At 64.2% G+C, this 23,243-nt stretch carries 20 protein-coding genes; 10 read left to right on the forward strand and 10 right to left on the reverse strand.

The annotated features are described in order from the left end of the window. The first annotated feature begins 15 nt into the window (after positions 1–15). From C9E81_RS00495 to ggt, 9 genes are all read left to right on the forward strand, one after another. Positions 16–1,083: an ABC transporter ATP-binding protein gene (locus tag C9E81_RS00495; RefSeq protein ID WP_122110368.1), complete on the forward strand. Its 1,068-nt coding sequence runs from the start codon at positions 16–18 to the stop codon at positions 1,081–1,083. Continuing rightward, the gene (locus C9E81_RS00500) at positions 1,080–1,931 is read left to right on the forward strand and encodes an ABC transporter permease (RefSeq protein WP_122110369.1); all 852 of its coding nucleotides are present in this window, start codon (positions 1,080–1,082) and stop codon (positions 1,929–1,931) included. The genes C9E81_RS00495 and C9E81_RS00500 overlap by 4 nt, the downstream gene beginning before the upstream one ends. Beyond that, positions 1,928–2,728, forward strand: a complete 801-nt coding sequence (locus C9E81_RS00505; RefSeq protein WP_122110370.1) for an ABC transporter permease — start codon at positions 1,928–1,930, stop codon at positions 2,726–2,728. Before C9E81_RS00500 ends, C9E81_RS00505 begins: the two co-directional genes overlap by 4 nt. Further along, positions 2,725–3,843, forward strand: coding sequence for an NAD(P)/FAD-dependent oxidoreductase (locus C9E81_RS00510; protein ID WP_122110371.1), 1,119 nt, complete (start codon positions 2,725–2,727; stop codon positions 3,841–3,843). Before C9E81_RS00505 ends, C9E81_RS00510 begins: the two co-directional genes overlap by 4 nt. Continuing rightward, complete coding sequence (locus C9E81_RS00515) at positions 3,836–4,129, forward strand: (2Fe-2S)-binding protein (protein WP_122110372.1); 294 nt, start codon at positions 3,836–3,838, stop codon at positions 4,127–4,129. The genes C9E81_RS00510 and C9E81_RS00515 overlap by 8 nt, the downstream gene beginning before the upstream one ends. After that, positions 4,126–5,520, forward strand: coding sequence for an FAD/NAD(P)-dependent oxidoreductase (locus tag C9E81_RS00520; protein WP_122110373.1), 1,395 nt, complete (start codon positions 4,126–4,128; stop codon positions 5,518–5,520). Before C9E81_RS00515 ends, C9E81_RS00520 begins: the two co-directional genes overlap by 4 nt. After that, the gene (locus C9E81_RS00525) at positions 5,517–6,659 is read left to right on the forward strand and encodes an NAD(P)/FAD-dependent oxidoreductase (RefSeq protein ID WP_122110374.1); all 1,143 of its coding nucleotides are present in this window, start codon (positions 5,517–5,519) and stop codon (positions 6,657–6,659) included. Before C9E81_RS00520 ends, C9E81_RS00525 begins: the two co-directional genes overlap by 4 nt. A gap of 10 nt (positions 6,660–6,669) precedes the next feature. Continuing rightward, positions 6,670–7,014, forward strand: coding sequence for a RidA family protein (locus tag C9E81_RS00530; RefSeq protein WP_122110375.1), 345 nt, complete (start codon positions 6,670–6,672; stop codon positions 7,012–7,014). Positions 7,015–7,288: 274 nt separating this feature from the next. Beyond that, a complete protein-coding gene (gene ggt / locus C9E81_RS00535; protein WP_122110376.1) occupies positions 7,289–8,956 on the forward strand; it encodes a gamma-glutamyltransferase in 1,668 nt (555 codons plus the stop codon). A 164-nt stretch (positions 8,957–9,120) separates the two neighbouring features. Here the strand turns inward: ggt and C9E81_RS00540 are convergent, their stop codons facing one another. Next, complete coding sequence (locus C9E81_RS00540; RefSeq protein ID WP_122110377.1) at positions 9,121–10,053, reverse strand: 2-hydroxyacid dehydrogenase; 933 nt, start codon at positions 10,051–10,053, stop codon at positions 9,121–9,123. A 38-nt stretch (positions 10,054–10,091) separates the two neighbouring features. Here C9E81_RS00540 and C9E81_RS00545 point away from each other — a divergent pair, with 38 nt between their 5' ends. Beyond that, positions 10,092–11,006 (forward strand): LysR family transcriptional regulator, encoded by a 915-nt coding sequence (locus C9E81_RS00545; RefSeq protein WP_122110378.1) that lies wholly within the window; start codon positions 10,092–10,094, stop codon positions 11,004–11,006. Positions 11,007–11,021: 15 nt separating this feature from the next. Here C9E81_RS00545 and C9E81_RS00550 read toward each other — a convergent pair whose 3' ends face one another. The 9 genes from C9E81_RS00550 to C9E81_RS00590 form a co-directional block, all read right to left on the reverse strand. After that, positions 11,022–11,831 (reverse strand): creatininase family protein, encoded by an 810-nt coding sequence (locus C9E81_RS00550; RefSeq protein WP_122110379.1) that lies wholly within the window; start codon positions 11,829–11,831, stop codon positions 11,022–11,024. 156 nt (positions 11,832–11,987) lie between these two features. Next, complete coding sequence (locus C9E81_RS00555; RefSeq protein WP_122110380.1) at positions 11,988–13,328, reverse strand: NAD(P)/FAD-dependent oxidoreductase; 1,341 nt, start codon at positions 13,326–13,328, stop codon at positions 11,988–11,990. After that, positions 13,328–14,047: an SDR family NAD(P)-dependent oxidoreductase gene (locus C9E81_RS00560; RefSeq protein ID WP_122110381.1), complete on the reverse strand. Its 720-nt coding sequence runs from the start codon at positions 14,045–14,047 to the stop codon at positions 13,328–13,330. The genes C9E81_RS00555 and C9E81_RS00560 overlap by 1 nt, the downstream gene beginning before the upstream one ends. Next, positions 14,044–15,060, reverse strand: coding sequence for an ABC transporter ATP-binding protein (locus C9E81_RS00565; RefSeq protein ID WP_243698446.1), 1,017 nt, complete (start codon positions 15,058–15,060; stop codon positions 14,044–14,046). Before C9E81_RS00565 ends, C9E81_RS00560 begins: the two co-directional genes overlap by 4 nt. Next, complete coding sequence (locus C9E81_RS00570) at positions 15,060–16,931, reverse strand: dipeptide/oligopeptide/nickel ABC transporter permease/ATP-binding protein (RefSeq protein ID WP_122110382.1); 1,872 nt, start codon at positions 16,929–16,931, stop codon at positions 15,060–15,062. Before C9E81_RS00570 ends, C9E81_RS00565 begins: the two co-directional genes overlap by 1 nt. After that, a complete protein-coding gene (locus tag C9E81_RS00575; protein WP_122110383.1) occupies positions 16,928–17,887 on the reverse strand; it encodes an ABC transporter permease in 960 nt (319 codons plus the stop codon). The genes C9E81_RS00570 and C9E81_RS00575 overlap by 4 nt, the downstream gene beginning before the upstream one ends. An 8-nt stretch (positions 17,888–17,895) precedes the next feature. Continuing rightward, positions 17,896–19,428, reverse strand: a complete 1,533-nt coding sequence (locus C9E81_RS00580) for an ABC transporter substrate-binding protein (RefSeq protein WP_122110384.1) — start codon at positions 19,426–19,428, stop codon at positions 17,896–17,898. A gap of 72 nt (positions 19,429–19,500) precedes the next feature. Then, positions 19,501–21,111 carry a hydantoinase B/oxoprolinase family protein gene (locus C9E81_RS00585; RefSeq protein WP_122110385.1) on the reverse strand — a complete coding sequence of 537 codons (1,611 nt, stop codon included), beginning with the start codon at positions 21,109–21,111 and terminating at the stop codon, positions 19,501–19,503. Further along, positions 21,108–23,204 (reverse strand): hydantoinase/oxoprolinase family protein, encoded by a 2,097-nt coding sequence (locus tag C9E81_RS00590; protein ID WP_243698447.1) that lies wholly within the window; start codon positions 23,202–23,204, stop codon positions 21,108–21,110. The genes C9E81_RS00585 and C9E81_RS00590 overlap by 4 nt, the downstream gene beginning before the upstream one ends. Positions 23,205–23,243: the final 39 nt, after the last annotated feature.

Here is a 23,243-nt window from a genome sequence, read left to right on the forward strand (position 1 = left end):
AAATGGGGGATCTTCATGGCGTTCCTCGAACTCCAGGGACTGACCAAGCTCTATAACCATTTTGTTGCTGTCTCGAACTTCGATCTCAAGGTCGACAAGGGAAGTTTCGTATCGCTTCTGGGCCCTTCGGGTTGCGGAAAGACCACGACCCTGCAAATGATCGCGGGCTTCACCGAGCCGAGTTCGGGAAGCATTTTCCTGAACGGCAAGGATCTGTCCAACATCCCGGCAAGAAAGCGGGGCCTCGGGATCGTCTTCCAAAGCTATGCACTGTTCATGCACATGACCGTGGCCGAGAATGTCGCCTTCGGACTGGAGATGCGCAAGATCGACAGGAGCGAACGCGACCGGCGTGTCGCCGACACTCTGGAACTGGTGCATCTGGCTCATCTCGCCGACCGCTATCCCGTCGCCATGTCGGGCGGGCAACGGCAACGCGTCGCCCTTGCCCGGGCACTTGTCATCGAACCCGAATTGCTGCTGCTCGACGAACCACTGTCGAATCTCGACGCCAAGCTGCGCGAGGAGATGCAGCTTGAATTGCGGCGCATTCAGCAAGAGGCGGGGGTCACGACCGTCATGGTGACGCATGATCAGTCAGAGGCGATGGCCTTAAGCGATTCAGTCGTCGTGATGGAAAACGGTAAAATCCGACAGGAGGCCACGCCCTTCGACGTCTACGAGACCCCGACATCGCCCTTCGTGTCGAATTTCCTAGGTAAAAGCAATAACATGCGGGCAGAATTAATCTCGCAAACGCCGGACGGCGCAATCGTCGAGTGCAACGGAATCAGGCTCGAAAGCGATCCCGTCTCGTTGCCGCAAGGCCCGGTGGTGGTTGCCATTCGTCCCGAACGCATCGAGATCGCCTCCTCTGCCACGGATATTCCCGGCAGGGTTACCGAGCGGGTCTTTCTGGGCAGCCAGTGGTTGCTGAAGGTCGAGACCGGGCTGGGCGAGCTGCTCGTGACCCGCCGCAATACCGGACATCGGGAAGCCGCGCCGGGGGACCAGGTGTTCCTGAACTGGGATCGCAGGCATTTGCGCATCCTGCCCGTCGAGCAAAAGGTATCCCGGACATGACAGGACAAAGATCGTGGTCGCTGAGCGCCCCGGCACTGGCGCTGTTCGGTGTTCTCCTCGTCGTGCCCCTGATCATGACCTTCGTGCTAAGCTTTAACAGCTTCGACTTCTATGAAGGCATCAGCAACGACATATCGCTGGCGAACTACAAGGAAGTTCTGGGCGACTCCTATTTCTACGAAATCTTCGCCCGCACCTTCGCCATCGCCCTGGCGACAACCGTCATCTGCGCCATCATCGGCGTGCCACAGGCATATTTCCTGAACCGGATGACCCCGTTCTGGCGTTCGGTGATGGTTCTGGTCACGCTGGGGCCCTTGCTGATCTCGGTCGTGGTCCGGACGTTGGGTTGGGCGATTCTCCTGGGCAACAAGGGGGTCATCAACACGGCGCTGACGGATTTCGGCCTGATCGAGCGTCCGGTCAAGATGATGTATACCTCGGGCGGCATCGTTCTGGCATTGGTGCATGTGATGATCCCGTTCATGGTGCTGGCGGTATGGGCTTCGCTTCAACGACAGGATCCCGCGACCGAGGCAGCGGCTGAATCGCTTGGCGCCGGACCGGTGGTGATCTTTCGCCGGGTCGTGTTTCCGCAGGTGATCCCCGGGATATTGTCGGGCTCGCTGATCGTTTTCTCGCTATCCGCCAGTGCCTTCGCGACACCGGCCATCCTTGGCGGACGGCGGATCAAGGTGGTCTCGACCACGGTCTATGACGAGTTCATGAATACGCTGAACTGGCCTTTGGGAGCCGCCATCGCAATGCTGCTGCTGCTTGCCGTGCTGGTTATCATGGTCAGTTGGAACCGCCTGGTAGAGCGCCGCTACAGCGAGGTGTTCGCATGAAACCGAATGGCTCCTTCGCCAAGCTGTTCTCTGTGCTGTTCGCGCTGTTCATGCTGGCCCCGATCATCGTCGTCGTGGGAGTTTCCTTCACCCCTACCGGCTATCTGGAGTTTCCGCCCAGCGGTATCTCCCTCCGCTGGTTCCGCGAGATCCTGAACCATCCGGATTTCATCGCAGCCGGTTGGGTCAGCCTCAAGCTGGGCTTTGCCTCGGCCTGCGTCGCGACCGTGCTGTCGCTGCCGGCGGCGCTTGCCATCGGCCGCGGCAGGTTCCGGGGGCGCGAGGCGCTGCAATCGCTGTTCTTGTCTCCGCTGATGGTGCCGACGGTCGTTCTGGGGATCGCCTTCCTGCGTTTCCTGACACTAGTCGGGCTGAACGGCACCTTTTTCGGGTTGATGCTGTGTCATGCGATCATCATCACTCCCTTTATCCTGCGATTGGTGCTGGCCGCGGTCATCGGGCTCGACCGGTCTGTCGAGATGGCGGCGACCTCACTGGGCGCCTCCGGCTGGACGGTGTTTCGCCGCATCACCTTGCCGGCAATCATACCGGGTGTGATCGGCGGTTGGGTGCTGGCCTTCATCACCAGTTTTGACGAACTCACCGTCACGGTATTCATCGTCGATCCCTCGACAACCACCCTGCCCGTCCGGCTCTTTTCCCATATCTCGCAGACCACGGACCCGCTCGTGGCGTCGATTTCCACCGTCGCCATTCTCTTCACGGTCGTCCTGATGCTGTTTGTCGACCGCCTCTATGGTCTGGACCGTCTGCTGATTGGAGAGGGAAAACGATGAATAACAATTCCATCACCTCCGATGTGCTCGTGGTAGGAGGTGGTCTGGTCGGGGCGGCGATCGCATGGGGGCTGCTGGATCGGGGGCTGACGGTAACCGTTCTTGACGAAGGCGATATCGCGCTGCGGGCGTCGCGCGGGAATTTCGGGCTGGTCTGGGTCCAGTCCAAGGGCGACAAGATGCATGAATATGCCCGCTGGACACGCCGATCCGCCGATCTCTGGCCCGATTTCGCCGAGCATCTCGCCGAGGAAACCGGTATTTCCCCCAACTACGAGAAACCCGGCGGCCTGCATTTCATCCTTTCCGAAGAAGAGGACAGGCGGGTCCGCGCCCAGCACCAGCGAATGCATGATGTCAACGGAGAGCGCGGCTACGGCGCCGAGATGTTGGACCGGCAGCAACTCGACAAGCTGGTGCCCGGTTTGGGACCAGAGGTGATTTCGGGTTCCTACTGCAAGCATGACGGCCACGCCAATCCGCTGTTACTGCTGCACGCATTGCACAAGGGCCTCGGGCTCCGCGGCGGCCGCTATATCCCCGATGGGCGGGTGGAAACGCTCGAACGGGACGGCGACGGCTTCAGGGCCACTACCAGTCATGGCAGCTATCTGGGCGGCAGGATCGTGCTTGCGGCGGGGCATGGCAACAAGGTGCTTGGCCCGATGCTCGGACTGGATGTTCCGATCCACCCGGAAAAGGGGGAAATTCTCGTGACCGAAAGGGTCGCGCCCCTGCTGCCGATGCCGACACATGTCCTGAGACAAACCAACGAAGGCACGATCATGATCGGTGACAGCCACGAAAACACGGGCTATTCGACCGATTCCGTGATCCCGGTCATGTCCGGCATCGCGCAATATGCGATCCGCTGCTTTCCGGCCCTGAGGAACCTGCGCGTTGTCAGGTCATGGGGCGCTGTCCGCATCCTCAGCACGGACGGCTTTCCGGTCTATCAACAGTCCACCGATTTTTCCGGAGCCTATACGATCAACTGCCATTCGGGTGTGACCCTGGCCGCGGCGCATGCCGGCCCGCTGGCCCGGATGATCGCCGAGGGCGAATTCGAGCCTGAAATCACCGCGTTCTCTCCCAGGAGATTCGATCATGCCTAAGCGTATCGACCCCGATACCGAAACCGTCACCTTCACATTCGAGGGGCAGATCATCAGGGCACGGCCCGGCGACACGGTCGCATCGGCGCTTGCGGCATCGGGTATCCGGCATCTGCGAGACAGCGCGGTTTCGGGGGAGCCGCGGGGAATATTCTGCATGATGGGTGCCTGTTTCGACTGCCTGGTCGAGGTGAACGGTCAGCCGAACCGGCAGGCCTGCATGACCCCGGTCTCGCAGGATCTGGCCGTAAGCAGGCAACGCGGCGGCGTGGAGGTAAAGATATGACCCAGCTCAAGGATGTTGTGATCATAGGTGCGGGTCCCGCTGGCATGGCTTGTGCAGTCGAGGCGGCGTCCAAGGGTCTTTCGACCGTTGTGCTGGACGAGAACCCGCAACCAGGTGGGCAGATTTACCGCGCGATCGAATCCGCAACCGAGAACCGGCTACGTGTTCTAGGTCAGGATTATGCCCGCGGCCGGGAACTCGCCTCGGAATTTCGGCAGGCGAACGGTGTAGATTACCGCCCGGGCAGCACCGTCTGGAATATCGGCCCCGACCGGCTCGTGGAATTCTCGCGGGATGGAAAATCCTCGGCCATCCGGGCCGGTCATCTGGTCGTGGCGACCGGCGCCATCGAACGGCCCTGCCCCTTGCCCGGCTGGACATTGCCCGGCGTTACCACCGCCGGCGCACTGCAAATCCTTCTGAAGACCTCCGGCATCACCTATGAGGGCGCTGTTCTCACCGGAAGCGGCCCGTTGCTCTGGTTGCTGGCGGCGCAGATGGTCGATGCCGGCTCGCCTCCGAAGGCGATCGTCGAAACGGTGCCAAGGGAGCGCTTGTTCAGAACGCTTCCCGAACTGATAGCCGCCTTGGGCGCGCGGGAATATCTTCTCAAGGGGATGTCGATGATCCGCAAGGTAAAACGGTCCGGCGTCAGGATTCATCTTGGCGCCGAGGATATTGCCATCGAGGGTAGCGGAGCGGTCAGCGCAATCCGGTTCAGATCGAAAGGGACCGAGCATCGAATTGCCACCGATACGGTAGCGCTGCATCAGGGGGTTGTCCCAAATCAGCAAGTAACCCGGCTGCTGGGCTGCCGGCATTTCTGGGACGACAACCAGAAATGCTTTCGCCCGGAGCTGTCCGAGGATCGCGAAACCAGCTGCGCGCATGTTTATGTCGCAGGCGATGGCGGCGGGATCGAGGGTGCGAAATCGGCAGAGATGCAGGGACGGCTCGTCGGGCTCGCGATCGCCGAAAAGGAGGGGCGCGGAACCGGCCCGCGCATCACGGAACTCCGTCTGGCGCTGAAGCGGGAGGCCCGCGTCAGGCCCTTTCTGGAAAAGCTGTATACCCCGTCGCGGCAAATCCTGCATCCGGACGACGCCACCGTCATCTGTCGTTGCGAGGAGGTCACCGCCGGTTCGGTCAGGGAGACCGTCGCGCAAGGCGCACCCGGACCGAACCAGGTCAAATCCTTTCTGCGAACAGGCATGGGACCTTGTCAGGGCCGTATCTGCGGACTCGTTGTCACCTCAGTCATCTCCGAAAGCAGCGGGAAATCACCGGATGATGTCGATTACTATCGAATCCGCCCTCCGCTGAAGCCACTGCCACTTGCCGAACTCGCCGATTACTCGGCCGATATGCCGGATTCGCGGGACCCGGCATGACCATCGTTCCGGCCCCGCACACGACACCTGACCTGCTCGTCATCGGCGGCGGCATCCACGGCTGCGCGGCTGCCCTTTTTGCGGCAAAGCGCGGCATGTCCGTCACCGTCATCGAAAAAGATTCCGTCGCGCGCCATGCTTCGGGCGTGAATGCAGGAGGGGTGCGCCGTCTCGGACGGGATTTCGCGGAAGTTCCGATCTCCGTGCGCTCCATGCAGATATGGCACGACATCCCGGATCTGCTGGGCGAGGATTGCGGCTTCCAGATCGCGCCGCAGATCAAGCTTGCCGAGAACGAGGAAGAACTTGCCGGCCTGCGCAAGCGTGCGGAAGAACTGGCGATGCTGGGCTTCGAACACGAGGTCGTGCTGGACCGACATCGCGTGCGCGAGCTGTTGCCGGCGGTCGCCGATCATGTTGTGGGCGGGCTGGCCTGCCTGGACGATGGTTTCGCACAACCCTTCTGGACCACGACCGCTTTTCGGCGAAAGGCAGAGCAGCTGGGTGCGGTCTTTGTCGAGGGGACCCGGGCCGAACGCCTGCTGCGCGAGGCAGGCAACTGGGTGGTAACGACCTTGACTGACAGCTATCGGGCCCCGAAGGTGCTGATCTCCTGCGGCGCCTGGTCGGGAATTCTGGCCGCACAACTGGACGAGCCGGTGCCGGTCCAAGCCATTGCGCCGCTGATGCTGGTCACGTCGCGGCTCCCGGCCTTCTGCAACGCGGTAGTGGGCGCGACGGGGCGCCCGCTCTCCTTCAAGCAGATGCCCAATGGCACGGTGGTCATCGGCGGTGGCCGGCGCGGCATCGCCGAACCGGCCAGCAACCGTTCCGAGATCCTGTTCTCGCAACTTCGATTGACCGCCGACACCGCGATCAGCCTGTTTCCGATCATGGCCGGCGCCACGATCATCCGGGCATGGTCCGGCATCGAGGGTTGCATGCCCGACGAGATACCGGTGATCGGCGCATCGAGGAAGCACGAGGGGATCTTCTATTCCTTCGGCTATTCCGCCCACGGTTTTCAACTGGGTCCGGCTGTCGGCGAGTTGATGGCCGAGCTTGCAGCCACCGGTTCTACCCAGACCGATCTCTCGAAATTCTCGATAGACCGTTTCCACTCCAACCAATGCCAATAAGGAGACAGGCATGATCAAGCGCTACATACAGACCAAAATCAATCATCGCGTCGTTGAAGCCGCAGGTATCCTGCATTTCGGCGGACTGATCGCCGATGACCTGTCTCTGGGTATGAAAGGCCAGACAGCGCAGATCTGCCAGAAGATCGACAAGCTTCTGGAAGAGGTCGGCTCCTCGAAGGAGCAATTGATCACGGCGATGATCTACATCACGGATTTCTCGCAAAAAGACGGCATGAACGAAGCCTGGCTGGAATGGCTTCCGGCCGAGCATCTGCCGACCCGCGCCACGATCGGCGTCGCGGAGCTGGGCAAGGATGTGCTGATCGAAGTGGTAGTCAGCGCCGCCCGCTGAGCATTCCCGGAATGAAGGCGTCACCCGATTTTTCGGGATTTCGGCAGGGCCGGTCATATGGCTGTTCCTCCGACGTCGCACGGCTGGCCAGTCGGTTTCAACGGCGCTGCATGATGATATCCTGCCCGGTTCCGGAAAACCGCTTGGCAATCCCGGCCGGAAGCTTGAAGATCGCATCCTGAGGCCCGGCAGCCCCTGTGCGGCCCGCGCACGGATTTCAACATCTCTGTTCCGCGCCGTCTCCGATGATGGCCCGTCCAGGAGAGAACAAGACATGATCGAAGCAAGACCCGCCCTCCCCTTTCTCTGCCGAAAAGCCCCCGCGCGGGGGGCCGGGGGCGTGGTGGTGACCAACCATCCGCTCGGTTCTTCTGCAGGGCACGAGATGCTGGCGGCCGGGGGAAATGCGGTCGATGCCGCGGTCGCCTCGTTGCTGGCCCTGACAGTTGTCGAGCCGATGATGGTTGGCATCGCCGGCGGAGGTGTGGCGCATTTGCGTCTGCGGAACGGGTCACATGTGGTATTCGACTGCCTGTCACAGGCCGCGGCCTCGGCACGCCCCGACATGTTTCGGCCAGTCGCGGACGAGTTGCCCGACTACATGGAAACCGAGGGCCGACGCAATCTGCTCGGCCCCGGATCGGTTGCTGTACCCGGCAACCTGGCCGGCTGGTGCGCCATGCAGGCGCAGTACGGCAAACTGCCATTTTCCGACGTCATCTCTCCGGCAATCCGGCTTGCGGCGGGGGGATTCCGGGTGACGCAATACCTGACCGGAACCATTCAACGCCACGCCGAGGACATGGCATCGGATCCGGAGATATCGCGTATCTTCCTCCCCGATGGAGCGCCCGCGCAGCCGGGGCATCACCTCGTGCAGGCCGATTACGCGGAAAGCTTGGCGCTCATCGCCGATCAGGCCGCCGCCGCGTTACATGGCGGCGCACTTGGACAGGCATTGGCCGAGCGGCTGGCGACAGGTGATGAGGATGCCGGTTCGGTCACGCTTGCCGATCTGGAAAACTATCGTCCGCGCGAACGAGAAGCGATCATTGGCCGGTATCGTGGGCACGAGATTGCAGGACCGCCGCCACCGGCATCTTCGGGAGTGCATGTCACGCAGATGCTCAACATCCTCGAAGGCTACGATCTGGCCGGGATGGGGTTCGACAGTGCCGAAAGGCTGCATCTGCTGGCCGAAGTGATCCGCATCGGTTTCGAGGATCGCCGCGCGGCCTCGGGAGATCCGGATTTTGTCGATATTCCGGTGGAGAAGTTCATATCGAAGGATTATGCCACAGACTGCCGTATGCGGATTCGCGAAACCGGCACTGCGCATCAACTTGCCCCCAACCGTGAAAGCCAGAACACCACGCATGTCACCGTGGCCGACCGCGACGGCCTGATTGTCTCGGCCACGCATACGATCAACGGGTTGTTCGGCGCGCGATTCATGGTTCCCGGCACCGGGATCATCCCCAACAACTACATGTATAATTTCGACCCGCATCCGGGCAAAGCGCTTTCCATCGCGCCCGGCAAGCGTGTTCCGACCTCGATGGCACCGATGATCGTGCTAAAAGGCGGCAGGCCGTGCTTTGCACTCGGCCTGCCAGGTGCATTGCGTATCTTTCCCTCGGCGATGCAGGCCATCGTCAACCTGATCGATCACGGAATGACGCTCCAGCAAGCCGTGGAAGCCCCGAGGATCTGGACCGAGGGCGCGCATGTCGAACTCGAACCCGATTACGCGCATCATGCGGCAGCACTCGAAAAGATGGGCCATGACATCCGCGTTGTCCCGCATATCGGGGGCGGCATGAACGCCATCGCCTTTGCCCCCGATGGAGAGATGACCGGCGCGGCATGCTGGCGTGCGGACGGAACGGTTTCCGCACTCGGCGGGGGGCTGGCCGAAGAGGGGGTTTCTTTCCATATCTGACGCGGCGGACGGGGTGGGTTGGGACAATATCGGAAATGATGCCCGAAGAAAGCAGGATGACGCGACCATGCCGCGCTGTTTCATCAGGACACCGCCGCACTGCAAGCCCTTGTTCCTGCGCGTTTCCGAGTGGGACCCCGGTATCCTGCCCCGATGAGAATGCCTTAATACCCGCGTGTCACGTCCGCGAGATCGGCGCAGGTTCCGGTTTCATCGAAGGTTTTCAGATTGGCCGCGATCAGCCGCCCGCCGGTGACCGCATCGATCTGCGACGCCACATGCGGAGTTACCGTAACCGCCGGGTGGTCCCAGAAAGGGTGATCCGGAGGCAGCGGCTCCTGATGAAAGACATCCAGCGTCGCCTGCTTGATCCTGCCGCCGTCAAGCGCTGCCAGCAGATCCTCCTCGACCAGATGCGGTCCCCGCGCGCAGTTGATCACGCAGGCCCCCTTGGCCAGTTTCGAGAACAGCCCGGCATCCAGTATCCCCCGTGTCCGGTCCGTCAGCGGCAACAGGTTCACGAGGATCTCGCAGCCCGAGAGAAAGCTGTCGAACTGATCGTTGCCGGCGAAGGTCTCGACGCCGTCGATGGACTTGGGGGATGCGGACCAGCCCCTTGTCGCGAATCCCAGCCCCGCAAGCGTCCGCGCCGCCGCCGCACCCAGGTTGCCAAGCCCCATCACCCCGACGATCCGCCGGGGCGCGACAGGCACCACGATGGCGTGCCAGTCATGTTCGGCCTGCGCCTGCAACTGGCGCGGCATGTCGCGGTGATGACGCAGCACATGCAGTGCAACATATTCGCGCATCCGTTGCGTCAGGTCATCGCCCACGGTGCGGATGATCGGTACTCCCTGCGGCAGGGCTGTGTCTGCCAGCACATGATCGATCCCGGCCCCGATGGACAGGATCGCCCGGAGGTTCGGGAAACGCGCCAGATCACCCGGACGCGGGCGCCAGACGACGGCATAGCGCACCGAGGCCGGATCCCGGATCGCGTCCAGGGCAGCCACGTCCCAACCGGGAAGCAGGTCCTGCAGCATCTCGACCCACCAGGCGGTCTTGTCCTCGTGGGGAAGGTAAACGGCAACGGTCATGTGATCTCCTTCCTGTCATCCGGTCTATCGGAGAAACGATGAATTTCAAGCAACTCGAAGCGTTCTACTGGCTCAGCCAGATCCAGAACTACCGGCTGACGGCGGAACGGCTCGGCCTGACCCAGCCTGCGGTTTCGGCGCGAATCCATTCGCTCGAAAACGATCTCGGCAAGCTTTTGATCGACCGGGACGCACCGGGCTTCAGGCTGACCGACCAGGGTATCGAGGTTGCCGAATTCGCGCTGCAATTCCTCAATCTGCGCGAAACCATGAACGCGCGGCTTCTGGACAGGCAGAAGCAGCGCCTGTCCCTGGGCCTTGCGGGAATGGTGACGATCACCTGGGGGCCGCTGCTGCGCGACATGCTGCGGGACCGGCATCCCGAACTGATGGTCGATTTCTATTCCGGCGCGGATGCGCAGCTGCAAGGATTCGTCGCATCCAGAACGCTCGACATGGCGTTTACCGCCAGCGGCGATCCCGCGCCGGAAGCGGATTTCGTGACACGATACGAGGTGGGCTGGGTCGCAAGACCCGATATCGTCGGGGATCACGCGCTGCCAATGACGCCCGACGCGCTGAGGAACCTGCCGCTGGTGCTTTATCCCAAGACCTCGCCGCTGTTCAATCCGGTGGCCGAGTATATCGACGAGATGCTTTCGCAGCCCGCGCCACGGCATTACGGCAACTCGCTGGCCACGATCTGCGAGATGGTCCGGCGGGGATATGGCGCCTCTGCCCTCGCACTGATTCCGCTGGAAGAGGATATTTCCGCCGGGCGGCTGATCCGGATTCCCGTCACCGAAGACATCGCGCCGCTGGAGGTGATCTGCACCTACAGCAACCGCGCCCGCCGCCAGCAGGCAAGGCTCGTGCTCGGGCTTGCACGGGAGGCCGCCCGGGCGTGGTGTGCAGAACATCCGGCCTATGCGTCCTTTCACGATTATCCCTGATCCTCCGGTCACTGGTCAGTCATGCAATCCGCGGGCGACGTGATCGCGCACCAGCCCCGCGCCGATGCTGGCCAGCCGAGCGACCAGGGCCGCGCCGGTTTCGGCCGAACACAGGCTCGGGTCGCAGCCGTAAGCACCGGTTTCCGTCGCCTCCAGCGCCTCGATGGGCACCTGGATATTCGCGCCGTCATAGGAAATGCTGGAAAAACCCGAGATTTTCATTCCCTTGATCTCGCTGCCGGCGGGTGCCGGGCGGCGCAGGTCGGGGCGCAGGAGATCGGGGTAGAAATGCAACCCGACCGAGGTCAGCGGATCGCCGCCATGGCCCGAGGTCTTTTGCGCCGTCTCGGCCCCGATCAGCGCCGGAAGCTGGCCATAGGCCACCTGCCACAGATACATCGAAGGCACGAACAGGCCGGCCTTCTGCCGCCAGCGCAACGCCACCTCGGTAATCGCGGGCACATTGCCGCCATGGCCGTTGATGATCATCAGCTTGCGGATGCCATGCCGGTTCAGGCAGCCGAACATGTCGTCAAGCAGCGCCGCAAGCGTTGTATGACTGATCGAGATACCGCCATGGCTGGATTCGAAATAATCCTTGCCGCCGAAGGGAATGACCGGCGCGACAAAGCAGGCCACGCCATCCGCCCGCGCCATCCTGGCGATTTCCACCGCCATAAGGTCGGCCGCCATGTAATCCCCCATCGGCGCATGGATCCCCTGATCCTCGAGCGAGCCCATCGGCAGCAGCACGACCGCATCCCCGGTCAGTTCCTGCCGCGCCTCCTCCGAGGTCAGTTCGGCCATGCGGATTTTCTCGATCATGTGTGCACTCCGGCTGTCTTGTCGTTTCACTCGGGGAGAGTGAAACGATTGCGGCCGGTGGAAGTCCAATTGAAACGGATTGTCAGGCGATAGAGAAAATTTTCGGGCTTCATGAGCGCGGATGGGCGGGCATGCCGTCCGGCACGACGCCGTTCCTCAGACTGTTGCCGAAGCGGTATCGGAGCCGGACTGCGGCACGCCTGCGGGGAAACGCGACAGCCGGAACGGGGCGGGATCGACCAGCGGCGGCGCTCCGGTCGCAAGCTCGGCCGCCAGTTGTCCCGCGGCGGGGCCGATCCCGAAACCATGGCCCGAAAAGCCGGTTGCAACAACCAGTCCGGGCCAGTCCCTCACCCTGTCGATGATCGGCACCGCATCGGGGGTGACATCGATGATCCCACCCCAGCTTTCGGCGATCCGGGCATTGTCGAATACCGGGAATGCCCGGCGCACCGACTGCATCGCCTTGCGCATTTGCCGGTGCTGCGGTTCGGGGTCCAGCACGCGGCAACGCTCGAACGGAGTGATCGCATCGGCGTTCCAGCGGCGCGGTATGAAAAAGCCATTCCAGGCCGATCGATCGAGGGTCAGGGTGATTTCAGAGGAGTTGCGCCGCAATCCCGGCAGGAAAAGCCGCAATAACCGGAAGGCGTCAGGCGTCACCTGCACGGCGGCGCGGCCACGGCGTGCAATGGTATAGCCGCCATCGAGCCTGGGACGCAGGCCGAATTCCCCGTTGCCGATGGCGAAACGCGGTCCATTGGCGACCGGGCCGGTCCGCAGCACTGAACTGCGGATCCGCAATTGCGGCAGGTCGAGGCCGAAATTTCCGGCAAACAGCCGGGACCACGCGCCGCCCGCAAGGATCACAGCTGCACAGCCGATGCGGCCACGCTCGGTCACCACGCCGGAGATCCGACCGGCATGCGTTTCAAGACTTCGCGCCGCGCAGCCGGTTAGGATCGCGGCCCCGGCCTCCCGCGCCGCAAGTGCGAGCGCCGCCGTCGCATGGGCGGGCTCTGCCCGGCCGTCATCCTCGGTCAGAAGCGCGCCGGCCGCAGTCAGGGCCGCTTCCGGGAAATGCGCGGCAACCTGCGCCCCTGTGAGCCTTCGCACCGCCAGCCCGAAGCCTTCGGCATCGCGCTCCACGGCGTCGAGCCACGCCATCTCCCTGTCCGTGGCGGCGGTATAGATGATCCCGGTCCGACGAAACCCGGTGTCGCGCCGCACCCGCGCGCTGAGCCCTTCCCAGATGCGCAGGCTCTCGATTCCCAGTGGGTATTCCGCGCGGGCACGGCCCATGCGCCGGACCCAGCCCCAGTTGCGGCTGGACTGTTCGCCCGCGATCCTCCCTTTCTCCAGCAGCGCCACCCGGTGCCCCTGCTCGGCCGCCCAAAGCGCCGCCGAGCATCCGACGATGCCGCCGCCGATCACCACGAGATCCACCTCCTGCGGAAGCGTGGCACCGCCTTCGACGCTATCCGCCGCGGGCCGCATCACAAGCCCGGCTCATAGCGCCAGTTCACCGCCAGTTCCGACACGCTCGCCGTGTTCGGCAGCATCACGATATCTGCCACCAGCCGGGCGAGATCCTCGGGGCGGGTGATCTCGTGCCGGGGCAGGTCATGGCGCAGGGTCATATCGGTGGCGACGAAACCCGGGCAAATGGCGCAGGCGCGAACGCCCGAATCCCAACCCGCGCGGCGGGCGGCATGCGACAGCGCCACCGCGGCATGCTTGGTCATCTGATAGCCCGCATTCAGCCCCAGCACCCGCTTGCCCGACAGCGAGGCGAGCACGATCACCCGCCCCCGCCCGCTGCGGCAAAGTGCCGGCAATGCCGCGCGCGTCAGGCGAAAGGGCGCCTTCACATTGATCGCCAGCAGACGCTCCAGCATTTCCTCCATCTCACCGTCGGGCTGCGGCGGATCGGGCATAAGCTCCAGCGGGCCGCCCGTCCCGGCATTGTTCACCAGGGCATCGATCCGGCCGAAATGCTTTTCGGTCGCCTCGGTGAACGCCCGCGCGGCATCGGCACGCTCGGCGTCATACGCGGTGACAAGCGGATCGCAGGCCGCCAGATCGGCGGGGAGAGAGCCGGGATCGCGCAGCCCAAGCGACAGGCGATAACCCTGCCCCGCAAGAGCCCGCGCGATCGCCGCCCCGATCCCGCGATTCGCGCCGGTGATCATCGCGACGGGAGCATCTTCGGTCATGCCATGTCCCTCCTCTCGGTATTACCGGTTCCGGCCTTGATACAGGCCGCGCGCCAGCCTGTCCCCATCTGGCGATATTCGGGCATCGCGGCGGCGCAGGCTTTCTCCGCGACCGGGCAACGGGTGCGGAACGGACAGCCGGAGGGCGGGTTGGCCGGGCTTGGCAATTCGCCCGGAAGCACGCCTCCGCCCACCTCGGTTTTGCGGGGATGCAGTGAGGGCGTGGCAGCAAGCAGCGCCCGCGTATAGGGGTGCGCGGGGCTGTCGAAAACCTGCGCGGCCGATCCCTCCTCGACGATACGGCCCAGATACATGACCACGATCCGGGTGCAGAGATGATGCACCACATGCAGGTCATGGCTGATGAACAGCATGGCGAGATCAAGCTCGCTGCGCAGATCGATCAGCAGGTTCACCACCTGCGCCTGAATCGAGACATCGAGCGCCGAGACCGGCTCGTCCGCGACGATGAAATCGGGCCGGGTCGAAATCGCGCGGGCAACGGCAATCCTCTGCCTCTGGCCACCGGAGAACTCGTGCGGGCGGCGGCTCGCGACCGTCGCGGGCAGGCCGACCTGATCGAGCAGGCGGGCGATCTCGGATCTGACCTTCCCCGCCGGCACGATGCCATGAATGCGCAGCCCGTCGGCGATCTGCGCCCCGACCGAACGGCGCGGATCCAGTGAACCGAACGGATCCTGGAACACCATCTGCATCCGCCGCGCGAGCCTGCGGCGTTCGCCCCCGGCAAGATCGGCCAGATCGCGCCCGTCGAACACCACATGGCCGGTGGTGGGCTGGTCCAGCCCCAGCATCATCCGGCCAAGGGTCGATTTGCCGCAGCCGGATTCGCCCACCACCCCGACGGTTTCCCCCCGCGCAAGAGCAAGCGACACATCACGCACCGCCCAGACATCGCGGCGGCGGCCAAGCAGCCCTTGCCTCGCCGGGAAATTCCGGCCAAGGCTCCGCGCCTCGACCAGCGGCGGCGCTTCCTGCGGCATGTCGAACATCAAGTGACCTCCTTCCAGCGGATGCAGCGGGTCATCCGGCCCCCGGCGGGGATGCTGACCTCGGGCGCGCGGGCAGAGCATGCCGGGCGGGTCTGGGTGCAGCGGGGAGCGAAACGGCAGCCCGGTGGCATGGCATGCGGCTGCGGCACCGTGCCCGGGATCGCGGTGAGCCGTTCCGCCCTGCCTTCGGGCACCGATGCAATAAGCGCCGCCGTATAGGGATGGCGCGGGCGGGCGAATACCTCGGCCACCGGTCCCTGCTCCACCACCTCGCCGGCATACATGACCGCCACCCGGTCGGCGATCTCGGCCACCACGGCAAGATCATGGGTCACAAAGATCAGCCCCATCTCGGGCGTGTCGCGCTTGAGTTGCTGGAAAAGGCGCAGGATCTGCGCCTGAATAGTCGGGTCGAGCGCGGTGGTCGGCTCGTCGGCGATCAGCAGGCGCGGGTTGTTGGCTATGGCCACCGCGATCATCGCACGCTGACGCTGGCCTCCGGACAGCTCGTGCGGATAGGCGGCCAGCCGGCGTTCGGGATCGGGAATGCCCACCTGACGCAGCAATTCCACCATCCGCGAATGAAGCGCGGGCCCCCGCAGGTCGCTGCGGGCGCGGATCGCCTCGGCCAGTTGCTCGGCAATGCGCAGCACCGGGTTGAGCGCGGCGGCGGCGTCCTGAAAGACCATCGAGATCTCGCCACCGCGCAGCCCGCGGAACCCGTCCTCGTCAAGCTGCGCGAGATCGATTCTCCCGCCCTGCCGCGGCGCGCAGATCATCCGGCCGCCCGAAACGCCCAGCATATCGGGCAGGAGCCCCATCAGCGCGAGGCTGGTCAATGTCTTGCCCGAGCCGGATTCTCCGACCAGGGCCAGCGTCTCTCCGGGGTTCAGCGTGATCGAGACGTCATGCACCAGTTCCAGCGGTTGCCGCCCCGCCTCGACCGAGATCGAAAGATCGCGGATCTCCAGCAGCGGCGGGTTGGCGGCCCGGTGGTTGCCCGTGACGCCGGCGGCACCGGACCGGCGCGGCGACCGGCGCAGCCACAGCGCGCCCCCGGCGGTCACATGACGCGGATCGAGCGCCGATTGCAGCCGGTCGCAGAGCAGGTTGAAGGTCAGGATCGTGCCGGCCAGCGCCAGTGACGGCCAGACCAGCAAGAGCGGCGCAACCTCCATCGCCCCGCGCGCCGCGCGGATCATCAGCCCCCATGACGGAGTCGGCGGCACGACGCCGAGGCCCAGAAAACTCAGCCCGCTTTCGATCACCATGGCCGAAGCCACGACGAGCGACATCTGCACCAGCAGCGGAGGCGTGACATTGGGCAGGATCGTCCGCCACAGGATGGTCAGCGGATGCGTGCCCATGGCCCTTTGCGCGGTGACGAAATCGAGCGCCCGGATCTGCAGCGTCGCGGCATAGACCACCCGCGCGTAATTGGGTGTATAGAGGATGGTCAGCGCAAGGATCAGCGGCCATGTTCCCGCGCCGAGGATCGTCACCACCAGCAGCGCGAGCAGCAGGGGCGGCAGGCACAGGACGACCTCGGAGGCGCGCACCGTCAGGAACTCGACCGCGCCGCGGAAATAGCCGCCCAGCAGGCCCAGCACGGTCCCGATGAAGGCGGCGGCCAGCGCTGATCCGACCGCGATGAACAGCGAGGCCCGCCCGCCCCAGATCAGCCGCGCCAGCACATCGCGGCCGAATTCGTCCTGCCCCAGCCAGTGCCCGGCGGAGGGGCCCGCAAAGCGATTGGTCACGTCCATCCCCCGGACATCGGGCAATGGCAGGATCGGCGCCGCCAGCACCAGCGCCACGATGACCGAGATGATCGCGCCGGGCAGCAGCAGCTTGCGGGTCGCGCGGCTCATGACTTCACCAGCGAGATGCGTGGGTCGAGCAGCGCGTTCACCACATCGACCACGAGATTGAGAAAGACGAAAAGCACCGAGATCGTCATGACGATCCCGACGACCTCGGGATAGTCGCGCGCATCCACCGCCGCGACGAGATAGCCGGACAGGCCGGGCCAGTTGAAGACGAACTCGACCAGCACCGTGCCGCCGATCAGCGTGCCCATTTCAAGTCCCAGAACGGTCAGCACCGGGATCAGCGCATTGCGCACAACGTGGCGGCGCAGAATGCGGCTACGCCCCAGCCCCTTGGCCCGGGCAGTGCGGACGTAATCGCGCTGCAGCACCTCGAGCACCGAGGCGCGGCTCATCCGGGTGATCACCGCCCAAAGGGCGATCGCCACGGTTCCCGCCGGCAAAAGCAGCAGCTTCAGATGCTCCAGAGGATTCTGCGAGAACGGCACAAAACCGCCCGCGGGCAGGATTTTGAGCTCTTGCGCGAAGATCAGGATGACCACCGAGCCGACCACGAAAACCGGCGTCGACAGCGCCACCGAAGACAGCAGCGAGATCAGCGCATCCGCCTTGCCATCCGCCCTGATGGCGGCATAGGTTCCCAGTGGAACCCCGAAGATCGTGGCCAGCAGCGCCGCCCCGGCGATCACTTCGAGCGTGCGCGGCAGCCGGAGCGCGATCTGCCCGATCACCGGCGTGCCATCCCGGAACGACTCTCCGAAATCGCCGGAAAGGAACCCGCCCATATGCGCGATATATTGCTGCCATAACGGGGCGTTGAGCCCCATCTTCTCGCGCAGTGCCGCGACCGCTTCGGGATCTGCAGCGATGCCCCCCTGGCTCAGCAGTAGTTCTGCCGGATCGCCCGGGATGAGATGTAGCAGCAGGAACACCGCAGTGACGACGATCCAGACGAGGAACAAGGCGACGAGGGTTCTGTAGGCGATATATCTGAGCATGAGGCCGGTCAGCCAAGCAGGGTTTCTTCCAGCGTGATGCCGGAATAGAAGGTGAGTTGCCCCGGCATGTTGCTAAAGCCGCTGACGGACGCCTTCATGCCATAGCCCTGCGACCGCCATGCCAGACCGGCGATCGGCGTGGTTTCGATGGCCACCTCTTCCAGTTGCTTGTAGATTGCCTTGCGCTCCGCATTGTCGAATGTTGCCCGGCCTTTAGCGAAAAGTTCGGATATCTCAGGCGTTTCCAATCCATAGCTGCGCGAGAAATTCGCCGGCAGAGAGCCATCCAGAACATTGCCCAACCCGTCGGGATCGTTATTGTCCGCCGTGGTTCCCATGACCGCCAGATCGAACTGTCCCTCGTTGCCCTTTTTCACCCGTGTCGCCCATTCCGGCAGGTCAAGCGTGGCGTTGATGCCGACCATCGAAAGATAGGCCTGGCAGACCTCTGCGGTGGATTGATGCATACCGTATTGCGCGGTGGCCAGCATCACGCAGTCGAAGCCATCGGGGTAGCCCGCCTCGGCCAGCAGCGCCATCGCCTTTTCAGGGTCGTAGTTCCAGCTATTGGCAAGATCGGGGTTGAAGAATTCCGATTGCTCCGCGATGGGCAGATGCTCCAGCGCGCCGCCGCGACCGAAAAAGGCCGCCTGCACGATGTCCTCGCGCTTGATCGCATGCGCCACGGCACGGCGCACCAGCGGATTGTCGAAGGGCGCGCGGCTACCGTTGAAAGTCAGATACATGAACGGGCCATCCACCGCGTCGAGCCTGAGATTCTCGTTCTCGTCGATCTGCGCCATCGCCTGCCACGGCACATATTCGACAAGATCCACATCCCCCGCCTCGAGCGCCGCCACGCGCAGGTTCTCATCCGCGTAGACGGTGGCCTCGATTCCGGCGAGCTTCGGCAATCCCTCCTTGTAATAGCCGTCATAGGCCTTGAGGCTGATCGACACGCCGCGATCGATCCTGTCCAGCATGAAGGGGCCGGAACCGATCTTCGTGTCGGGCGCCTCTCCCTTCTTGAGGATCGGCATATGGTAATGGGCGAACCAGCCGGGCAGCACGGCCAGAGGTTCGGCTGTGATCATGCGGACGGTCTTTTCGTCGGGTGTCTCGACGCTGGTGATGCGGGCAAGCTGGCCCTGCATATAGGCAGCGGAATCGGGCTTCTGCACCTCGGCGACGGTCCAGGCCACATCCTCGGCGGTGACAGGCGAGCCGTCATGCCAGGTCGCGTCACGCAGCCTGAATACCCATGCTCCCTCGTCATCGACCTCCCAGCTTTCGGCCAGTTCGCCGCGCAGCATCCCGTCGGGGCCATAGCTGACCAGCCCGCGATGGATCATCAGCTTGATCGTTCCTGCGGCGGTCCCGCCGGAAGTCCAGGCATCGAATGTCGGCGGGAAGGTCGACAGCGCAAAGCGCAGCGTACCGCCTTCTTGCGCCATCAGCCTGCGCGGGCCGAGAAAGGCGAGCCCGCCGGCAACGGCGCCGGTGGAGGCAAGAAATCTGCGGCGATTGAATCCTGTGGTCATGTTCCTGATCTCCTTGTCGGTATGGCTGCCGCTTTGCAGCCTTTGATTATATTTTTATTGCGTGTCAGTCGGTTATTCTGCCGCGACCTGATTTTCCGCACAGGAAGCGGCGCGTTCTTCGGGGCGGCCATAGCCGCCGCCGCCGGGGGTGACGACCTCCAGCCATTCTCCGGCGCGCAATTCACCCTGCCCGCGATCGAAAGCCGAGGTGTCGGGGCCGGTCGCGAAACTCCCGTGACCGCCCGGTCCTCCGCCCAGAAGGCCCCAGGACCGCGAGAGATTGCGTGAGATATCGACGCGAACCATGCAGTCCTCGGTCGCCCGGTAGACCCGTCGCAGCCCCATGCCACCGCGATGCTTTCCCGCTCCCGCCGAGCCATCGACCAGTTCATAGCGTTCGAGGATCAGGGGATACTCTACTTCCAGCGCCTCGACAGGCAGGTTCGAGGTGTTGGTCGCATGCACATGGATGCCATCCAACCCGTCGGCATCGGGGCGCGCGCCCCCGCCGCCGCCGATGGTCTCCAGATAGACCCAGTAGCTGCCCTTGCCGGGACCGGTCTGCCGCGTGCCCGAGAAAACCGCCACGGTGCAGGCCGAGTTGGTGCAGGCCGAAACCCGTTCCGGCGCCGCCTGCGCAAAGGCCCCGATAATGAGATCCGCGACCCGCTGGCAGGTCTGGACACGCCCGTTCACCGCGGCCGGATGGCTGCAATTGAGCAGCGAGCCCTGCGGTGCGGTGACGGTGATCGGACGGGCAAGCCCGGCATTGGGCAGGATGGTCGGATCGATCACGGATTTCACGATGTAATAGACCGTCGCCAGCAAAGCGGTGCGGGTCATGTTGATGCCCGAACGCATCTGCTGCGGCGCCTCGAACTCCAGCCCGATCTCGTCACCGGAAATGGTCACGGTCACGGCCAGCGGAATCGGATCGTCGAAATCGAGCGTGTCGAACACATCCTCGAAACGCCAGCTTCCGTCAGGCAGGGCCGCGATCCCCGCGCGCATCTTGCGTTCGGCGTAGTCCAGCAGCGCCTCTCCCGCGGCGAGCACGGTGTTTACACCATGCCGGGCGCAAAGCTCCTGGAAGCGATGCACCCCGACCCGGTTCGCCGCCATCTGCGCACGCAGATCCGACAGACGTTCGCGCGGGACCTGGCAATTGAGCAGGATCAGTTCCTGCACATCCTTTTGCAATTCCCCCGCACGATACAGCCTGATCGGCGGGATGCGCAGCCCCTCCTGGTAGATATGGGCATGGGCGCGGTCCACGAAATCCGAATGATGGGCAAGGTTCACGGTCCATGCAGCCAGTTCACCATCGATAAAGATGGGCTCGGCCAGCACGATATCGGGAAGATGGGTGCCGCCGCCGCGATAGGCGTCGTTGCCGACAAAGACATCGCCGGGACGCATCCCGGCCGGATCGTGCTCGGCCAATACCATCGGGATGAAATCGAGAAAGCTGCCGAGATGCACGGGAATATGCTCGGCCTGGCACAGGGTTCGCCCCTCGCGGTCGAACAGCGCCGTCGAACAATCGCGACGTTCCTTGATATTGGTCGAATAGGAGGCGCGGACCAGTGCTTCGCCCGTCTCTTCGACAATCGAGGACAGTGCCGCGCCGATCACCTCGACGGTGATCGGATCGAGCGTCAACGCGGTGGGCCGGGCGGTCATTGGGGCAACTCCAGTATGAGGTTGTCGATCTCATCCACCCGCGCGGTCACGCCAGGCGGCACAAGCGTGGTGGTATCCATCTGCTCGACGATGGCGGGGCCGGTGAAGCGCATCCCCGGCGCAAGACGGTCACGGGCATACAGCGTGGTTCCGGTGAATTCGCGCGTCTCGGGATACCAGACCTCGCGGCTGCCGGTGATCGCGCCGGCGGCATCCCCGGGACCCATCGGATGCCGGGGCAGTTCCGCCTTGCGCACCAGGCCAAGCGCTTCGGCGCGGAAGGTCACGCAGAGGATGCGTTCATCCTCGACGGCAAATCCATACATGCGTTCATGCGCCCGAGTGAAACCCGCCCGCAGCGCGTCAAGCACTGCCTCGGTGATCGGCCCGTCGGGGACGGGAACGGAAAGCTCGTAATTCTGGCCCTCGTAACGCATATCCACGCGGCGGGTGACGCGGCGGCGGTCCGGCGCGATATCCTCCTGCAGGAACCAATCTCCGGCCTCGGCCTCGACTCCGGCCGCCGCCGTGGCGATCCCGGCGAGATACGCTCGTTCGAGCGGGATCAGCCGGGTGATCGAAAAATCCGCGCGCAGATCGGTCAGCAGCAGGCCCATCGCGCAGAGAATGCCCGGATTGCGCGGCACGATCACGCGCGACATCCCCAACTCCTGCGCCAGCCGCACCGCATGCAGCGGCCCCGCCCCGCCAAAGGCCATCAGCGCGTAGGCGCGCGGATCATGCCCGCGCTGCACCGAGATCACCCGGATGGCCTTGGCCATGTTCGCGGTCACCACGGAGATGATCCCCTGCGCGGTGTCCATCCGGTCCATGCCCAAACGCCCGGCCAGCCTGCCGATCGCCTCGAGGGCAAGATCGCGGCGCACCGCCATCCGCCCATCCAGCAGATGAGTGGGGTTCAGCACCTGCAGCACGATATTGGCGTCGGTCACGGTGGGCTCGGTCGCGCCCCGCCCGTAGCAGACAGGCCCGGGATCGGCGCCCGCGCTTTCGGGACCAACCTTGAGCAGGCCGCCGGAATCGATCGATGCGATGGAACCGCCCCCTGCCCCGACCGTGTGGATGTCGAGCATCGGCGCCTTGATCGGATAGCCATGCACGACACTTTCATTGGTCTGCGTGGTCTGCCCCCGCGCCATCAGCGCCACATCCGACGAGGTGCCGCCCATGTCGAAGGTGATGATATCCTCGTAACCCGCGCTGCTGCCGATGGCCTGCGCGGCGACGACACCGGTCGACGGTCCCGAAAGCACCGCTCGCACCGGCGTCTGCGCCGCCACCCCGAAACGGACGACGCCACCATTGGACTGGGTCAGATGCGGCGGGACAGGCAGGCCCAGATCGGTCAGCCGCGGCGTCAGGCGGCTGATATAGCGATGCATGATCGGGCCGAGATAGGCATTGACGGTCGTCGTGGACAAACGCTCGAATTCGCGGAACTCCGGGGCGATTTCATGGCTGGCGCAGATGAAGGCATCGGGAAGCTCCTGCTCGACGATGCGCCGCGCCGCCTGTTCATGCGCCGGATTCACGAAGGCATAAAGGAAACAGATCGCCACCGCCTCGACCCCCGCCTCTTTCAAGGCACGGGCCGCCGCCCGGGTGGCATCCTCGTCCAGCGGGGTTGCGATCTCTCCGCTGTGCAGAACCCGTTCCGGCACCTCGAACCGCAGGGAGCGGGGCACGAGAACCGGCGGCTTGCCGGCGAAAAGGTCATAGAGATCGGGGCGCTTTTGCCGCCCGATCTCCAGCAGGTCGCGGAATCCCCCGGTCGTCAGCAGGCCGATCCTGGCCCCCCGATGGGTGATAAGCGCATTGGTCGCAACTGTCGTGCCATGCCCCAGATAGCCGATCGCCGCAGCCGGATCGTCCGCCGCGCCGGCACATTCGCACATCCCCTCCTCGACGCCCTGGGCGATGCCGCGCGAAGGATCGTCGGGCGTGGAGGATACTTTCCAGACCGCGACATCGCCCGTGACCTCGTTGAACAGGCAGACATCGGTGAAGGTTCCGCCGGAATCGACGCCCACGCGCCAGCTTCCTGCTTCGCCGGGGTTTCGCGAACCATCCATTATGTCACTGCTGTCCTTTTAGCGTGTACGTCATGTATA

Source organism: Paracoccus alkanivorans, from assembly GCF_003697785.1.
Classification (GTDB): Bacteria; Pseudomonadota; Alphaproteobacteria; order Rhodobacterales; family Rhodobacteraceae; genus Paracoccus; species Paracoccus alkanivorans.

Excerpts from the sequence above, each read along its gene's own strand:
- C9E81_RS00550 (WP_122110379.1), bottom strand. The coding sequence starts at position 11,831 with ATGATCGAGAAAATCCGCATGGCCGAACTGACCTCGGAGGAGGCGCGG.
- C9E81_RS00545 (WP_122110378.1), top strand. The coding sequence starts at position 10,092 with ATGAATTTCAAGCAACTCGAAGCGTTCTACTGGCTCAGCCAGATCCAG.
- C9E81_RS00590 (WP_243698447.1), bottom strand. The coding sequence starts at position 23,204 with ATGGATGGTTCGCGAAACCCCGGCGAAGCAGGAAGCTGGCGCGTGGGC.
- C9E81_RS00585 (WP_122110385.1), bottom strand. The coding sequence starts at position 21,111 with ATGACCGCCCGGCCCACCGCGTTGACGCTCGATCCGATCACCGTCGAG.
- C9E81_RS00515 (WP_122110372.1), top strand. The coding sequence starts at position 3,836 with ATGCCTAAGCGTATCGACCCCGATACCGAAACCGTCACCTTCACATTC.
- C9E81_RS00570 (WP_122110382.1), bottom strand. The coding sequence starts at position 16,931 with ATGAGCCGCGCGACCCGCAAGCTGCTGCTGCCCGGCGCGATCATCTCG.
- C9E81_RS00525 (WP_122110374.1), top strand. The coding sequence starts at position 5,517 with ATGACCATCGTTCCGGCCCCGCACACGACACCTGACCTGCTCGTCATC.
- C9E81_RS00555 (WP_122110380.1), bottom strand. The coding sequence starts at position 13,328 with ATGCGGCCCGCGGCGGATAGCGTCGAAGGCGGTGCCACGCTTCCGCAG.
- C9E81_RS00540 (WP_122110377.1), bottom strand. The coding sequence starts at position 10,053 with ATGACCGTTGCCGTTTACCTTCCCCACGAGGACAAGACCGCCTGGTGG.
- C9E81_RS00530 (WP_122110375.1), top strand. The coding sequence starts at position 6,670 with ATGATCAAGCGCTACATACAGACCAAAATCAATCATCGCGTCGTTGAA.
- C9E81_RS00495 (WP_122110368.1), top strand. The coding sequence starts at position 16 with ATGGCGTTCCTCGAACTCCAGGGACTGACCAAGCTCTATAACCATTTT.
- ggt (WP_122110376.1), top strand. The coding sequence starts at position 7,289 with ATGATCGAAGCAAGACCCGCCCTCCCCTTTCTCTGCCGAAAAGCCCCC.
- C9E81_RS00500 (WP_122110369.1), top strand. The coding sequence starts at position 1,080 with ATGACAGGACAAAGATCGTGGTCGCTGAGCGCCCCGGCACTGGCGCTG.
- C9E81_RS00575 (WP_122110383.1), bottom strand. The coding sequence starts at position 17,887 with ATGCTCAGATATATCGCCTACAGAACCCTCGTCGCCTTGTTCCTCGTC.
- C9E81_RS00510 (WP_122110371.1), top strand. The coding sequence starts at position 2,725 with ATGAATAACAATTCCATCACCTCCGATGTGCTCGTGGTAGGAGGTGGT.
- C9E81_RS00560 (WP_122110381.1), bottom strand. The coding sequence starts at position 14,047 with ATGACCGAAGATGCTCCCGTCGCGATGATCACCGGCGCGAATCGCGGG.
- C9E81_RS00565 (WP_243698446.1), bottom strand. The coding sequence starts at position 15,060 with ATGTTCGACATGCCGCAGGAAGCGCCGCCGCTGGTCGAGGCGCGGAGC.
- C9E81_RS00580 (WP_122110384.1), bottom strand. The coding sequence starts at position 19,428 with ATGACCACAGGATTCAATCGCCGCAGATTTCTTGCCTCCACCGGCGCC.
- C9E81_RS00520 (WP_122110373.1), top strand. The coding sequence starts at position 4,126 with ATGACCCAGCTCAAGGATGTTGTGATCATAGGTGCGGGTCCCGCTGGC.
- C9E81_RS00505 (WP_122110370.1), top strand. The coding sequence starts at position 1,928 with ATGAAACCGAATGGCTCCTTCGCCAAGCTGTTCTCTGTGCTGTTCGCG.